Here is a 13,566-nt window from a genome sequence, read left to right on the forward strand (position 1 = left end):
TTGAAGTATAAATCACTAATTGAAAGTATGACGCTAGAAGAAAAAGCGTCGTTAATGTCTGGCGCGAACTTCTGGAATACAAAAGCGATTGAACGACTGAATATTCCTAGCATTATGCTGACAGATGGACCGCATGGACTTAGAAAGCAAGGTGGAAAGGCAGATCATTTGGGCTTAAATAAAAGTCTGCCTGCCACTTGTTTCCCAACAGCAGCTACGCTAGCCAATAGCTGGGACAGAGGATTGATTTATGATGTCGGTCAGACGATCGGCAGAGAAGCAGCAAGCGAAAAGGTGAGCGTGCTGCTTGGGCCTGGATTAAACATTAAACGAAATCCGTTATGCGGACGCAACTTTGAATACTTTTCCGAGGACCCTTATTTAACGGGTGAACTAGCGAGCGAGATGGTAAAAGGTATTCAATCAAACGGCATTGCTGCTTGTCCTAAACACTTTGCGGTTAATAGCCAAGAGCATATGCGAATGACGATTGATGAGGTCGTTGATGAGCGCTCGTTAAGAGAGCTGTATCTAGAAGGATTTAGACGTGTAGTTGAGAAGAGTAAGCCGAAAACAATTATGACCTCATACAATAGAGTAAACGGCACGTTCGCCAATGAAAACAACTATTTGCTGCAGGATATTCTGAACGGCGAATGGGGCTTCGATGGCGTAGTCGTTACCGACTGGGGCGGAAATAATGACCGCGTAGCAGGGCTGAAGGCAGGAAATCAGTTAGAGATGCCTTCAACAAACGGCATTACGGACAAAGAGATTGTGCAAGCTGTTAGAAACAAAGAGCTTGCTGAAGGAGTGCTTGATGAAGCAGTCGATCGACTGCTTGAGCTGGTCTACACTACCCAGCTTCATGATCGCGACGCGTCGCACATTGATTATGAAGAGCACCATAATGAAGCGGTCGACGCTGCTAAACGTTCCATTGTTTTATTAAAAAATGACGACAATATATTACCGCTTGCTCGGAATAATAAAGTTGCTATCATTGGGGATTTCGCCCGAAATCCTCGCTACCAAGGTGCTGGCAGCTCGCTTATTAACCCTGCTAAGCTATCCAATGCTGTCGATGTTTTGAATCAATCGGGACTGTCGATTGTTGGACATACAAAAGGCTTCAAGCGAATGGGCGGCGCTGATAATGGGCTGCTAAGGGAAGCTGTAACGTTAGCTGCACAAGCAGATACCGTTCTGTTGTTCTTAGGGCTAGATGAAGGTAGTGAAGCGGAAGGTATTGACCGCGTAAACTTAAGCTTGCGCGAGAACCAGCTCGACTTGCTTCGTTCACTTACGAAAGTAAATTCCAACATTGTGGTCATTCTTGCGGGCGGTGGCGCTATAGAAATGCCGTTTGTACACGATGTGAAAGCGATTGTTCACACCTATTTGTCCGGACAAGGAAGTGCAGAAGCGTTAGCGAGTATTTTGCTTGGGGAATACAACCCAAGCGGTAAGCTCAGCGAAACATTCCCGATCGCATACGGCGATGTTTCTTCTGCTCCTTATTATCCGGGCAAGGAGGCAACGGCAGAACATATTGAAGGTATTTTTATCGGCTACCGCTATTTCGATACCGCTCAGAAACCTGTGTTGTTCCCGTTTGGTTATGGACTGTCCTATACAACTTTTGCATATTCGGATTTAGCGGTCGATCAATATCAGGCTTCGTTTACGATTACGAATACTGGATCGGTTGCAGGGGAAGAAGTTGCTCAGCTGTATATCCAGAAACAAAATTCGTCTATCTTTAGAGCGAAACGTGAGTTAAAAGGTTTTGAAAAGGTATTTTTAGAGCCTGCTGAAAGCAAGCGTGTCACGATAATGTTAGAGGAACATGATTTTGCCTACTTTAATCCGACGGCTCACAGATGGGTGGTTGAACCTGGCGCGTACGACATTCAAATCGGCAGCTCAATCCAGTCTATTCATTTGAATGAAGAGATTACGCTTGAAGGCGATTCTATTCCTAGTGATCATACGAAGGAGAACTTCCCGCATTATTTCAGCGGTCAAGTTCATAAAGTAACGGCTGTGGAATATAAGCGACTACTGGGTTACGAACCACCAGCACCTTACTGGGACCCGAAACAGGACCTTGGATTAAACGATACGATTGCTCAAGCTAGATATAAGAACCTACTAGGGAAATCAATCTATCACGTGGTGTTTTTCTTCAAAAGATTTTTTGACGCGGTCAATAAACCTTTGTTAGCTAACAATGTCTACTTCGTTCTGAATATGCCGTTTCGACAAATTGACCGCTTTACCGGCGGCAAAATTAGTCGGAAGCAAATTTTGAAGGTGTTGAAGTGGATCAATCGATAGGTTAGGCGTGGCTGAGCTATATGATGAAGTAAACGCAAAAATACACTTATTTTCGATTGTCGGGCGATATTTTCTGATTTTAGATGCAAATATGTGCTTATTTTTCGATAAAGATCGATTTGTATGAGAAACTAAGTGTAATAGTACGCCTATTTGTTCGGGGAATATGGCTACGTTAAGTTGTATTCCGCTTACTAATCGTTCACAAGATATTGTACTAGAAAGAGGGTGCACCTGAGGCTTATGGCTATTGGTGCGCCTCTTTTTAATTCCGTAAGAAAACGATAAACTTCCCGCCTATTATTTTGGTAATGCATAAATAGCAGGTGTGATAAAGGAGATGTAGAAATTCAATGAGCGAAATAATGATCAATAAGAATACAGGACTGATCGGTTTTTGGAATAAACAGAAAGAACTTCATCCTGGCATTACACAATTCCTAGTATTCTTTATACTGAGTGCCGGAATAACGGTATTACAACTTATTTTGATGCCTTTAATTAAACTCATATTCGAACAGACATCATTACTATCGATAAGCTTTCAAGTATTTCAACTGGGACAAAACGTTGATGGAAGTCCATATTACATTTTTGATTATGGAGCAGGCTCACTTGCATCAGGAGGTGGCGGAGGACTGGGTTATTTCCTTGCCGTTCAACTAGCAATCGGAATTGCACAGATTGTTAACTTTTTTGCACAGAGAAACGTTACATTTAAATCAAACAGTAACATTTGGACGGCTGCATTTTGGTATGTATTAGCGTACATCGTAATCACAATTGGTGCTGCCGCAGCTCAAGGACTTTACAAAGCTCCGATATATAACTTATTCATTAATACATGGGGATGGGGCTCATTTGGTGAAACAACTGCGGACGTTATTACGATGGTTATCAATAGCACCATTTCATTTATGGTATTCTACCCAATATTTAAAGTTATTTTCAAGCAAAAGTCTTCAAAATAGGGCTAACCTGGCCATTGGCCAGGTTTTTTCTATAAAGCTGTACACGTCAACTAATAGAGGTACTAAATTAAGTTAACATGATAAACTAATAGATAAAGACGAAAAGTTTACATAAAAAGGGTGAATTAAACGATGAATAGTCTTCAATCCAGTAGAAATTACTGGAATTTTATGGAAGACTATCATTTAAAAGAGGTGTATCTATGAGGAAAATGATATGGCTAACGGGGCTGTCGGGTTCAGGGAAGTCAACGATTGCGGAGGCATTGAAACAGCAAATAGAAAATAGTTACATTTTGGATGGAGATACGCTTAGGAAAGGTATTAATAGTGATCTTCAATTTAGTGAAGAGGATCGATTAGAAGTAGGTAGAAGAATTGGTGAGATTGGCAAAATTCTGCTTGATGCAAACTTAAATGTGATCGTCGCTTCCATCTCTCCCTATCGCTCCACTCGTGATAAAGTACGCTCTCTAATAGGAGATTCGTACATGGAGGTTTATGTGCAATGTTCTTTGGAGGTATGCGAGAAGAGAGATCCAAAGGGACTTTATAAACAAGCAAGAGCAGGGCTGGTTAAGCATTTTACGGGTATTGATTCCCCTTATGAAGTGCCTGTACACCCCGAAGTAATTGTAGAGACAGATAAATGGTCTGTAGATGAGTGTGTATCGAAAATCATGCAATACCAGTCAGCTTGCGTGACTCTACCATTATTTTGACGATGCTTATAAACTAAATCTTTGTTATGATTCCTGAATTAGTGTCAGGAGTGATAATGTGAAAAGTTTAGTTGGTAGATTACCTATAATAACGATCACTATTTTAATAGTAATAAGCGGTCTTCTTTCGTATATTTCAGTTGCAAAAGCGTTGCCCTTTGACGATATAAGCAAAAGTTATGCCAAAAAAGAAATTATAAACTTATATAATAAAAATATTTTAACAGGAACATCTGAAACTAGTTTCTCGCCTGCTAGATCGGTTACTAGAGCTGAATTTATTACGATATTAAGCCGTTTGCTAGCGCTTGAGCCGGTGATGAGTCCAGTAACACCTTATACGGATGTGAAGCAGAATACTTGGTATTACGGCTTTGTACAAGCTGCTGTTCAATTAGAACTCGCAAAGGGGAAATCGGCTACAACCTTTGCACCAGGGAAATCCGTTACGCGTCAAGAAGCGGCAGTATGGATGGCAAGAGCTTTGAAACAGACAGGAAATAATCCTATCGCGAGTACAGTGTTCAAAGATGGAGAGCAAATTGCGGATTGGGCGAGCGCATCTGTTGCAGCCGTTCATAAGCTAGGTTTAATAAAAGGTGATAATAACGGCCACTTTAGGCCAACTGCTCCTATTTCGAGGCAAGAAACAGCTGTATTAATTGATCGTGTCCTACAAAACAGTAAATGGGCTGCCGAGCTTGCGGCAAAACCTAATAAACGGATCGTGCTCGGCTGGCAGTATGGTCAAACGACGGAACAGTATGGGAATAGTATTTTACAATCGAATGTAAATACACTATCTCCCCGTTGGTACTTCATGGATAAAACAGGTTTAGTAACCGATAATACCGATACGAAGCTTGTTACGTGGGCGAAAAAGAATAATAAACAAATTTGGGCTATGGTCGGTAATCGATTTGACCAAGAAGCTACACATGAGATGTTGTCTAGTGCAGCAGCTAGAAATAAACTAGTGAATCAATTAGCCGAAATCGCAAAAAAATACGGTTTACAGGGTCTTAATATTGATTTTGAAAATGTGGCTTCGAAAGATCGTCAATCGTTTACGACTTTTATTACTTTATTAGCTGATAAACTGCATGCCCAAGGCACAGTGCTGTCGATAGATGTTTCCCCTGATCTGGGTACCGATTGGACGGAGGCATTCGATTATGCTGCACTTGGCAAACAGGCTGATTACATGGTAATGATGGGCTACGACGAGCATTACGGAGCGCTTTCTGGTGCAGGCTCGAATGCTTCGTTGCCTTATGTGACTAACGCAGTGAACAAGCTTCTTAAGGTTGTACCAAGCAATAAGGTGATACTTGCCTTGCCTTTCTATAACCGCGATTGGACGTTAAAACAGGATGGCTCTGTAGCGTCCATGGATTTTATTTCTCTTACGAAGCAAAATGAGATACTAAGTGCCTATTCCCTTAAACCGGTATGGAATGAATCATTAGGGCAATATGTGGCTGACTATACGAAACAGTCTACAAAACATACGATTTGGTTTGAGGATGGTCGGTCGCTAATAGCTAAATATCATTTCACTGTGAATAAAAAATTAGCTGGAGTGGCCTATTGGTATGTTGGTGGAGAAAGTAAGGATATATGGCCAAGCTTACGGAACGCAGAGAAATATTATGATTATTCCTTCTGAAATTAGCAGCAACCGTGGGTTGCGGGGCTTCGCAACTAAAGCGATCTTTACTTTTGCACGCAGAGAAGCCAATATTGGTTTGTAAGTTGCGGAAAGGTAGTGGTTGTGATGATATTTGGAGAAAAGCTAAAAACGGAAAGAAACAATAAAGGCTGGTCACAAGAAGAACTGGCCGAGAAGTTGTTTGTAAGCAGGCAATCAGTATCAAAATGGGAGAATGGTCAAAACTATCCCAGTATAGAGATCCTTATTAAAGTGAGCGATCTATTTGAAGTAACTATAGATGAGCTTTTAAGAAGTGATGCGAATTTGACTAATAAGGTGATAAAAGATAGTAGAAAATTGGCCTATCCGAGATTGAAATTATTTTTTGATGTTTTCGTATTAGTTGGGCTTGTGCTGCTAGTGATCAAGCTTGGCGTTCTCCTTCTAAACAAAGTGACAACGATGGATATTACCTTGTATGGAGGGAAATTTTTTTGGAACTTCGCTCCTCTAATTATCGGTATCGGTGCAGGGATTGGGTCAAGCATTCTTAAAGAAAAATATAAAGAAAACTAATGAGAACAACGTATGTCTAGAAGAATGTTTGTACATTACGGATGATCTTAAAGATTGCCTTACAGATGATGAGGGAAACCTAGTCATGAGTAGGGCTTTTTTTTGCACGTTCACCATTTTCTTAAAATAACAACAAATATATATTGTAAAACGATAAACATCATGATATAGTCAACTTGAAAATAGTTAAGTGAGGTGCGTATGATGGAACGAGGAACAACTCTTTTTTTGAAGGTAACTGTTATTTTGATTGGGCTACCGATTCTTGCTTTATGTATATTTGGGTTACCGCTCTTAGCTAAAGAAGCACCAGAACAGTTTCCGGCGTATTGGCTATATATAGCGATAGTAGCAACATATTTAGCGGCGATACCGTATTTCGTTGCATTGTATCAAGCGTTCAAATTGCTAACCTACATTGACAAGAACAATGCATATTCGGAATTATCAGTAAAGGCTTTAAAAAATATTAAATCTTGTGCAATCACAATTAGTATCTTGTTTGTGGCAGTTATGCCGTTTTTATATCTCATTGCGGAAGTTGATGATGCGCCAGGAATTATCGTATTGGGATTAATCATTATTTTTGCTTCCATGGTCATTGCGGTCTTTGCTGCTGTTCTTCAAAAGTTATTAAAAAATGCCATAGATATAAAATCTGAAAATGATTTAACAGTCTGAGGTGAATGACATGGGGATAATAATTAATATTGACGTGATGCTGGCCAAAAGGAAAATGAGCGTTACAGAGCTTTCGGAGAGGATTGGAATTACGATGGCTAATCTTTCTATACTGAAAAATGGAAAGGCAAAAGCGATTCGGTTATCGACTTTGGAGGCGATTTGTAAAGCTTTAGATTGTCAGCCTGGAGATATTTTGGAGTATAGAAATGACGAAGATGCTTAATGATTTCTGATATGCAAAATTAATTTCAACACAGAAAAAAACGAGCCTTAGAAGCGATTCTAAGACTCGTTTTTCGTAGCGGCTATCAAACAAACTTTAGATACTTTCTTTAAAGTGTTAACCTGCCGCCCAAACATCTAATTCAATCTTTAATTCCGGTAGACCTAATGCTGTAATATATGCAACCGTCATGGAAGGTGGTGTGGGACCGAATACGTTATCCCAAATAGCATAGAAATGATCCCAATCGATTTCTTCTGTTGCCCATATATTGATTTTGATGACATGGTCAGGTGTCAGCTGTTGAGATGCTAGGATATCAACGATATTGTTCATTGTATTTGTTACTTGTTCATTAAAGGCTGTCGGAATATTATTGTTTTGATCGATCCCAATTTGACCGGAGAAAACATACATTTCAGCATTTCTACTTATCTTCGTCACATGGCTGTAGCTTCCAACTGGTTTTGCTATATTTTCCGGGTTATATCTCTGAATAACATTATTGTTTAAGTTCATTGTTTACGTCTCCTTATAAATAGAAAATATATACCTATCGATAGGTTACATACTTTCGCTGTTTTTTTTGATTCTTCTTGATAGTTGACAGACTGATCCCGTCACTTTTCATTTTAGAAAAAAACAGCAGTAGAATACCCTATACCACAAGACAACGATTTAAGAGATCTTTTCTTCATCGGGTATTCCTCCTTCTTATTTATAAGTAAATTAACGTACCTTCCAATAATAGCATTTATTCAGGAAGAATAAAAGTCGAGCTAAATTGACTAGTAGTGTTCAGGAAACGTTGTTCATGCTATTCGCAGCCATCGTTCCCATTCGTTTAATCAGATACATAAAGATCCCGCCCATTATTAGTATAACTGTGATAATCCAAGTATAGTACAGGGCAGCGCTCCCTTTATAGTCGGTTAAGAGGAATGAGAAATCAAAGAGAACATTTGTAATTCCATGAGCCACGGCAGCAGGCCATACGGAGCCGGACTTCAGAGTCAACCATGCAAACATAAATGACATACCGATACATGCCAGTGGCATCAATACAAGTGCCGATAGTAGTGGCGCACCTTGAAAGGTAGGTCCAGTAAGGGTAACCCCGACATGCCAATACCCCCATACGATACCCAAAATGACAATCCCTTTCACTGTACCGAAAGAAGTCATCATCCTACTTTGTGCATATCCTCTCCAGCCAAGCTCCTCGCCAAGCGCGGCAAGGCAAGCTTTAGCTACGACTACTATGACGGTGATGAGGAGATTCAGCTCAAAGCTGTCCGTCATAGTCATAAGGCCGTAATCCCCCCATCGGATGCTACCCTCGAACAATAGTGCTGAGCCCCCAGCTGTAATGGCAAACGTTAAGGCGGGTATTGCAACTGCCATAACTAAATAGAAGGGGCGACGAAGCCGCAAACCAAGCGTTCCGAAACGCTTCTCCTTATCAAGCAGGGTGAATGCTATGGCAACTAAGCCTGGTAGCCACATCATCAAGAGAATATTCGTGGAAGTGTAATCCGAACCTATATACGCTTGCATGATAAAAGTAATACCTAGCGTTATACCCAGATAATAAGTAATCTTTTGTTTAAGAGACATTGTCGCAACCTCCTATTTCTAAGAAAAATGTATCGAAAGAAAGTTCCAATAAAATAAGTAAGCCGTATAAAAGATCGTAAGCACGGCGATAACCATGTTCACGGCCTTCCATCGATCCTGCTCTTTGCCATTAAATATTCGGATCAATAAATAAATAGCTAATGCCGACGAAATAAGAGGCATTGAAGTTGCAACTAGCCTATAAAACAGTGAGTATCCATATAGAATCTCTCCATTCCCGTAGGTAAATTGAGCGATAAAGAATATAACCTGAAGGAGAGTGGCAATGGGAACAATACCAGATATGTGATTTGATTGCTTACGCCATTTCTGTATCGCATACCTTATAATCCATAAGAGTAGAATTAGCATGAACAAAATGACAGGTGCGATATACAGCGCCATTAGGACAGTTCCTGATTCAAACGAAGCCTTACGTTCAAGCGAGAAATTCATCGGCCCTGTCATCGTCCATGTACCTTGTTCTTTATGGAAGTATAGCTGTTCTTCTCCGCCGACTTCTTGGAAAAATCGTTCATCTATTTGGGTAAATTCTTTCTTTAGCATCTGTTGGCCGTCATTTTGGAATAATCCAGTCACTACTAATGTTTGATCATCTTTGGCCTCTACCGTGTAGGGTATGCTGCCTAGCAAACGAAGTCCCTTGGCCCAGCCATGCTTTGCAGCCAAATACAACTCGTATCGTCCTTCTAGTTCCTTAATCATGCTCCCTGAATCTTTAAAGGGTGCAAGAGTCTTGGGAGCCGTATTCAAATCAAGCTTCTGGAATATGGCGTCAACAACTTTACCATGCATCTCCATTCCACCCTGCCCGGAGTTGACAGTAATGAAGATGCCGATGGACTTCGAAGGAATGAGCACCATTTTCGAATTAAATCCGTCAATTCCTCCATTCGCCCACAAGTAGGGAACCCCATTTACTGTCTCCGACCGAAAAAAACCATATCCGATTCCATACATGCGTTCATGAGAAGAGAACTGCTTCGCATGCATCATCTTTATTGTCTCTGGTTTAAGCAAGGGCTTGCCGTTAACATTACCACTCGATAAATGTGCAATCATATAAGGGGCGAAGTCATTCGGCGTCAGATTAGCGGCTCCTCCTCCGGGGAAATGGATGCCCGCATAAGGAAACTCCTGATGTCCGTTGTCCGTATAGACATAGCTCTTAGCTAGCTTGGCCCTATCCTGTGGTAGATTCAAGGTTGCACTACTCATGCCGAGCGGTTGAAACAAGTGTTGCTGCATGTAATCATTTAATGGAAGTCCAGAGACTTGTTCAACTACACTTCCCACAAGTCCTGACCCAGCATTACTGTATTGAAATTTACTACCAGGCGTAAATATCGTCGGTTGTCTTTTCAAATATGTTCTAACTGCATCGGTCGACCATTCTGGAATTAACCCCTCGCGATTATCTCTTTCATACGACAGTTCATCCAGACCTGCCGTATGCGTGAGCAGATGATGCAGTGAGATTGGACCTTGTTTGCCATTAACCTGATAATCTTTTAGTGCTGTATTGATATCATCATGGAGCGAAAGCTTTCCTTCCTCAACCAGTTGCATAGCAGCCGTAGCGGTGAATGATTTGGTTAGGGAGCCTATGCGAAACAACGTACTTTCTGGTTTAACGGGAACTTGTTGTTCCAGATCAGCAAAGCCATATCCTTGGCTATATATGATGTGTTCTCCTTGGGTAATCACAACCGCTGCTCCGGGAATATGAAGCTTGCTCATCTCCTCTTTCATAATTGGATCAATCAATTGTTCTAGAACTTCTGTAGAGACTGGCGAGGTCTCATTTGTATTCGCATTTACTTGCGGCATGCACATGATGAATAACAAGCAAGAAGCGAGCAGACCAGCGAACCATTTGTGTGTAAAAGACATCTTCAACATCATCTTCACCTTTCATTTAAGAGCGATTTATTTCGCCAGGTTATAGCGATAAGGCCCAGTATGAGGCCCAAACTGTCATATTGGGAAGTTGTAATCTATCATGATTATTCGTGATATCGCTTCATGGAGGCACATGCTATAATGGTCGCAGTTAAATGTGGAAATGAGGTTTTATTCCTGATGTTGTTTACTAAACAGTGGACATGGTTCGATTGGACGATCTTCACTCTCCGCTTTATGTGGTGGATAACAATTGTCTTTGGTCTTGTTCAACATTATGACCGTTTGCCGTATCCTATTTGGGCAGCAATAGCTATTTCGGTATTTGCATTTGCACTTCCTTACTGGTTTAACCGTTATTCACGGAGTGCTTATTTAATTGCTGAACTTTTGCTGAATGGGAGCTTATACATTGCATTAAATTATTATTTTGAAGAGACCCAATGGCAGTTTGTAATCATTGCTTTTGTCATTGGTTTCCATAGTATAGAACGAACATACCGTTGGACGGGACCTATTACGATTCTTCTTATCCCTTTTCTAGCTTGGAATACCGCTCGTCTGGATTTCGATAGTGTCGCCTTTCAAGCGGTTTTGTACCACTTAGGGATGTATGGTTTCGGTTTGGCGTTTCAACTATTGAGTCGGACACAAAAACAGAGCTTGATTATAAAGGAACAGAATCAGGTGTTGGAGCAGTATGTGAGTCAAGTGGAGCAAATAACGTTGCTAGAAGAAAGAGACAAAATATACAGGGAGTTGCATGACACGATCGGGTTCACGATGACAACGATCATTATGGGATTGGAGACACTTCGACCTCATGTGTCTACTACTGAAATAAATCGATTAGACACCTTGCTTCATATGGCGCGTGGTGGATTGAATGAAACCAGGGGAATCGTTCACAACTGGGCACAAACCAATCAGGATGCGTCCGCGACTGTCGAATCCTCTTTCCATCAATTAATAGAACAATTTCATCAGTCGACAGGGGCAAAGGTTAAGTTACGAATTTACGGTAAAGAGTGTGAATTAAGCCGTTCCCGGAAGTTGACCCTATATCGTTGCTTACAGGAATCGTTAACCAATGCTGTACGCCATGGCGGTGCTTCATTTATACAGGTAGGATTGTACTTTGAAGAAGGCCAAATTAGAATGCAGGTTGAAGATAACGGGAATGGAAACAAGGACATTGCATTCGGATTCGGTCTAAAGTCGATGAGGGATCGGCTTGAAGCCCTTCATGGACAGTTAGTCCTTCATCGTCTAGATGATGGAGGTGTAGCAGTTATTTGCTGTCTGCCCCATCAGACGGTCCTGCCGCAAGAAACAAGCATTCGGGTACTTGTTGTTGATGATCAGCCAATCTTTAGAGAAAGCTTGCAGTTGATCTTACAACAACATAAGGATATGAACGTCGTCGGGCTTGCAGCAAACGGACAAGAAGCACTCGACATGATTCCAACCGAGAATCCTGACGTGGTGCTTCTGGACGTTCGAATGCCTATATTAGACGGGCCTAGTACGCTGCAAGTCATACGAGAGCGATGGCCAACTATACGTATTATTATGGTGACGACGATAGAGGAGGCTTCGCAAGCAGCCAATACACTGGGGAGCGGAGCCAGTGGTTATTTACTCAAATCTGTTTCTCCTATTGAGTTAGTAGAGGCGATAAGAATCGTTCATCAAGGGGAGACGCTAATTACTCAGTCTATCGCAGATGTCCTCTTCCGTGAGATGAAGGATCAGCAGAAGGAACTGGATGGGTTGCGTAAATTACAAGTGCGTGTTTGCCCTTATGGATTGACGGAGCGTGAAAGAGGAATTTTGGCGTCCCTCGTGCAGGGGCTTCGTATAAAAGCGATTGCCGACAAAATATTTCTTTCAGAAGGTACCGTTCGTAACTGTACGACGATGATTTATGCTAAACTCGGCGTGAATAATCGGGATGACGCGGTGAAGAAAGCGCAGGAGGAAGGGCTTGTTGTTTAGGTGAGCGCTACTATATGCAAGACAAAGTGTGCTGAAGTACATGAAAGTTACATTGTTGCATTATTATTACATTTGGTTCTAGAATAAGTGTAATGAATATGTGAGGTGTATCGTCTATGTACAGAGTCGCGATTTGTGATGATGAGGATAAACAAAGGGAGCTTGTAAAAAGTAGCTTAATTGCGTTGTCAATTAAAACAAATATAGAGTTTGAAATTCAATTATTCAGCTCGGGAGAGCAGTTAGTAGCTCATTATGAGCGCCATGAAACGCCATTCCATCTATTCATTTTGGACATTGAAATGGGTGGAATGAACGGCATTCAAACAGCTCGGAAAATAAGAGGGTTAAACAAACTAGACGAACAGATTATATTTCTGACCAGTTACCCCCACTATATGGTAGAGAGTTTTGACGTCATGACGTTTCAATATTTAATAAAACCGATTGCTCCTGCGACCTTGGAGGAGAAAGTCATCAAAGTATGCCAATACTTTAAGGCGCTTGATAAAAAGTTCATGATCATTAAATCAGGCTACGAGGAAATTATTTTAAAACATGATGACCTCATTAGTATTGAAGCTGCCAAAAGTTTTACGATAAAAAGCAAACTCCACTTAATAACCTCTACTGGAACCTATGAAAGCAAAGGCATCATTTCAGATTATGCTGTCACGTTAAAAGACTGTAACTTCTTGCAAATCCATCGTTCTATTATTATTAATCTATTACATGTAAAAAAATTTGCTAGCGGAGTTGTCCTAATGTCGAATGGAATGGAACTGCCAATTGGCCGCTCAAAAGTAAAAGAGGTAAAAGATATCTACACTAAATTTATGATTATGAAGATTAATTGAT

The 13,566-nt window shown here is 41.0% G+C and carries 12 protein-coding genes; 9 read left to right on the forward strand and 3 right to left on the reverse strand.

Features of this window, described 5'->3' with window-relative positions; genetic code table 11:
• The 7 genes from I6N90_RS16715 to I6N90_RS16745 all read left to right on the forward strand — a co-directional run bounded on the left by I6N90_RS16715 (nt 1) and on the right by I6N90_RS16745 (nt 7,170).
• Entirely contained in the window at nt 1-2,340 is a 2,340-nt protein-coding gene (locus tag I6N90_RS16715; RefSeq protein ID WP_197936769.1) for a glycoside hydrolase family 3 C-terminal domain-containing protein, read from the forward strand.
• Between the two features lie 353 nt (nt 2,341-2,693).
• Complete coding sequence (locus I6N90_RS16720) at nt 2,694-3,311, forward strand: hypothetical protein (protein ID WP_197936770.1); 618 nt, start codon at nt 2,694-2,696, stop codon at nt 3,309-3,311.
• A 203-nt stretch (nt 3,312-3,514) separates the two neighbouring features.
• Nucleotides 3,515-4,033 carry an adenylyl-sulfate kinase gene (gene cysC / locus I6N90_RS16725; RefSeq protein ID WP_197936771.1) on the forward strand — a complete coding sequence of 173 codons (519 nt, stop codon included), beginning with the start codon at nt 3,515-3,517 and terminating at the stop codon, nt 4,031-4,033.
• Between the two features lie 58 nt (nt 4,034-4,091).
• The gene (locus tag I6N90_RS16730) at nt 4,092-5,702 is read left to right on the forward strand and encodes an S-layer homology domain-containing protein (RefSeq protein WP_197936772.1); all 1,611 of its coding nucleotides are present in this window, start codon (nt 4,092-4,094) and stop codon (nt 5,700-5,702) included.
• 108 nt (nt 5,703-5,810) lie between these two features.
• The gene (locus tag I6N90_RS16735) at nt 5,811-6,263 is read left to right on the forward strand and encodes a helix-turn-helix domain-containing protein (protein ID WP_197937179.1); all 453 of its coding nucleotides are present in this window, start codon (nt 5,811-5,813) and stop codon (nt 6,261-6,263) included.
• A gap of 204 nt (nt 6,264-6,467) precedes the next feature.
• A complete protein-coding gene (locus I6N90_RS16740; RefSeq protein WP_197936773.1) occupies nt 6,468-6,944 on the forward strand; it encodes a DUF2975 domain-containing protein in 477 nt (158 codons plus the stop codon).
• Between the two features lie 10 nt (nt 6,945-6,954).
• Nucleotides 6,955-7,170: a helix-turn-helix domain-containing protein gene (locus I6N90_RS16745; RefSeq protein ID WP_197936774.1), complete on the forward strand. Its 216-nt coding sequence runs from the start codon at nt 6,955-6,957 to the stop codon at nt 7,168-7,170.
• Nucleotides 7,171-7,287: 117 nt separating this feature from the next.
• On the opposite strand, the gene I6N90_RS16750 is transcribed toward I6N90_RS16745, so the two are convergent.
• From I6N90_RS16750 to I6N90_RS16760, 3 genes are all read right to left on the reverse strand, one after another.
• Nucleotides 7,288-7,689, reverse strand: a complete 402-nt coding sequence (locus I6N90_RS16750; RefSeq protein ID WP_197936775.1) for a RidA family protein — start codon at nt 7,687-7,689, stop codon at nt 7,288-7,290.
• A 279-nt stretch (nt 7,690-7,968) separates the two neighbouring features.
• A complete protein-coding gene (locus tag I6N90_RS16755; protein WP_197936776.1) occupies nt 7,969-8,787 on the reverse strand; it encodes a CPBP family intramembrane glutamic endopeptidase in 819 nt (272 codons plus the stop codon).
• An 18-nt stretch (nt 8,788-8,805) separates the two neighbouring features.
• A complete protein-coding gene (locus tag I6N90_RS16760) occupies nt 8,806-10,713 on the reverse strand; it encodes a serine hydrolase domain-containing protein (RefSeq protein WP_232243067.1) in 1,908 nt (635 codons plus the stop codon).
• Nucleotides 10,714-10,851: 138 nt separating this feature from the next.
• Between I6N90_RS16760 and I6N90_RS16765 the strand changes: the two genes are divergently transcribed.
• A complete protein-coding gene (locus I6N90_RS16765; RefSeq protein WP_197936777.1) occupies nt 10,852-12,708 on the forward strand; it encodes a helix-turn-helix transcriptional regulator in 1,857 nt (618 codons plus the stop codon).
• 116 nt (nt 12,709-12,824) lie between these two features.
• A complete protein-coding gene (locus I6N90_RS16770) occupies nt 12,825-13,565 on the forward strand; it encodes a LytR/AlgR family response regulator transcription factor (protein ID WP_197936778.1) in 741 nt (246 codons plus the stop codon).
• The last annotated feature ends 1 nt before the right edge of the window (nt 13,566 follow it).

This window comes from Paenibacillus sp. GSMTC-2017, assembly GCF_016019935.1.
In the GTDB taxonomy this organism is placed as follows: domain Bacteria; phylum Bacillota; class Bacilli; order Paenibacillales; family Paenibacillaceae; genus Pristimantibacillus.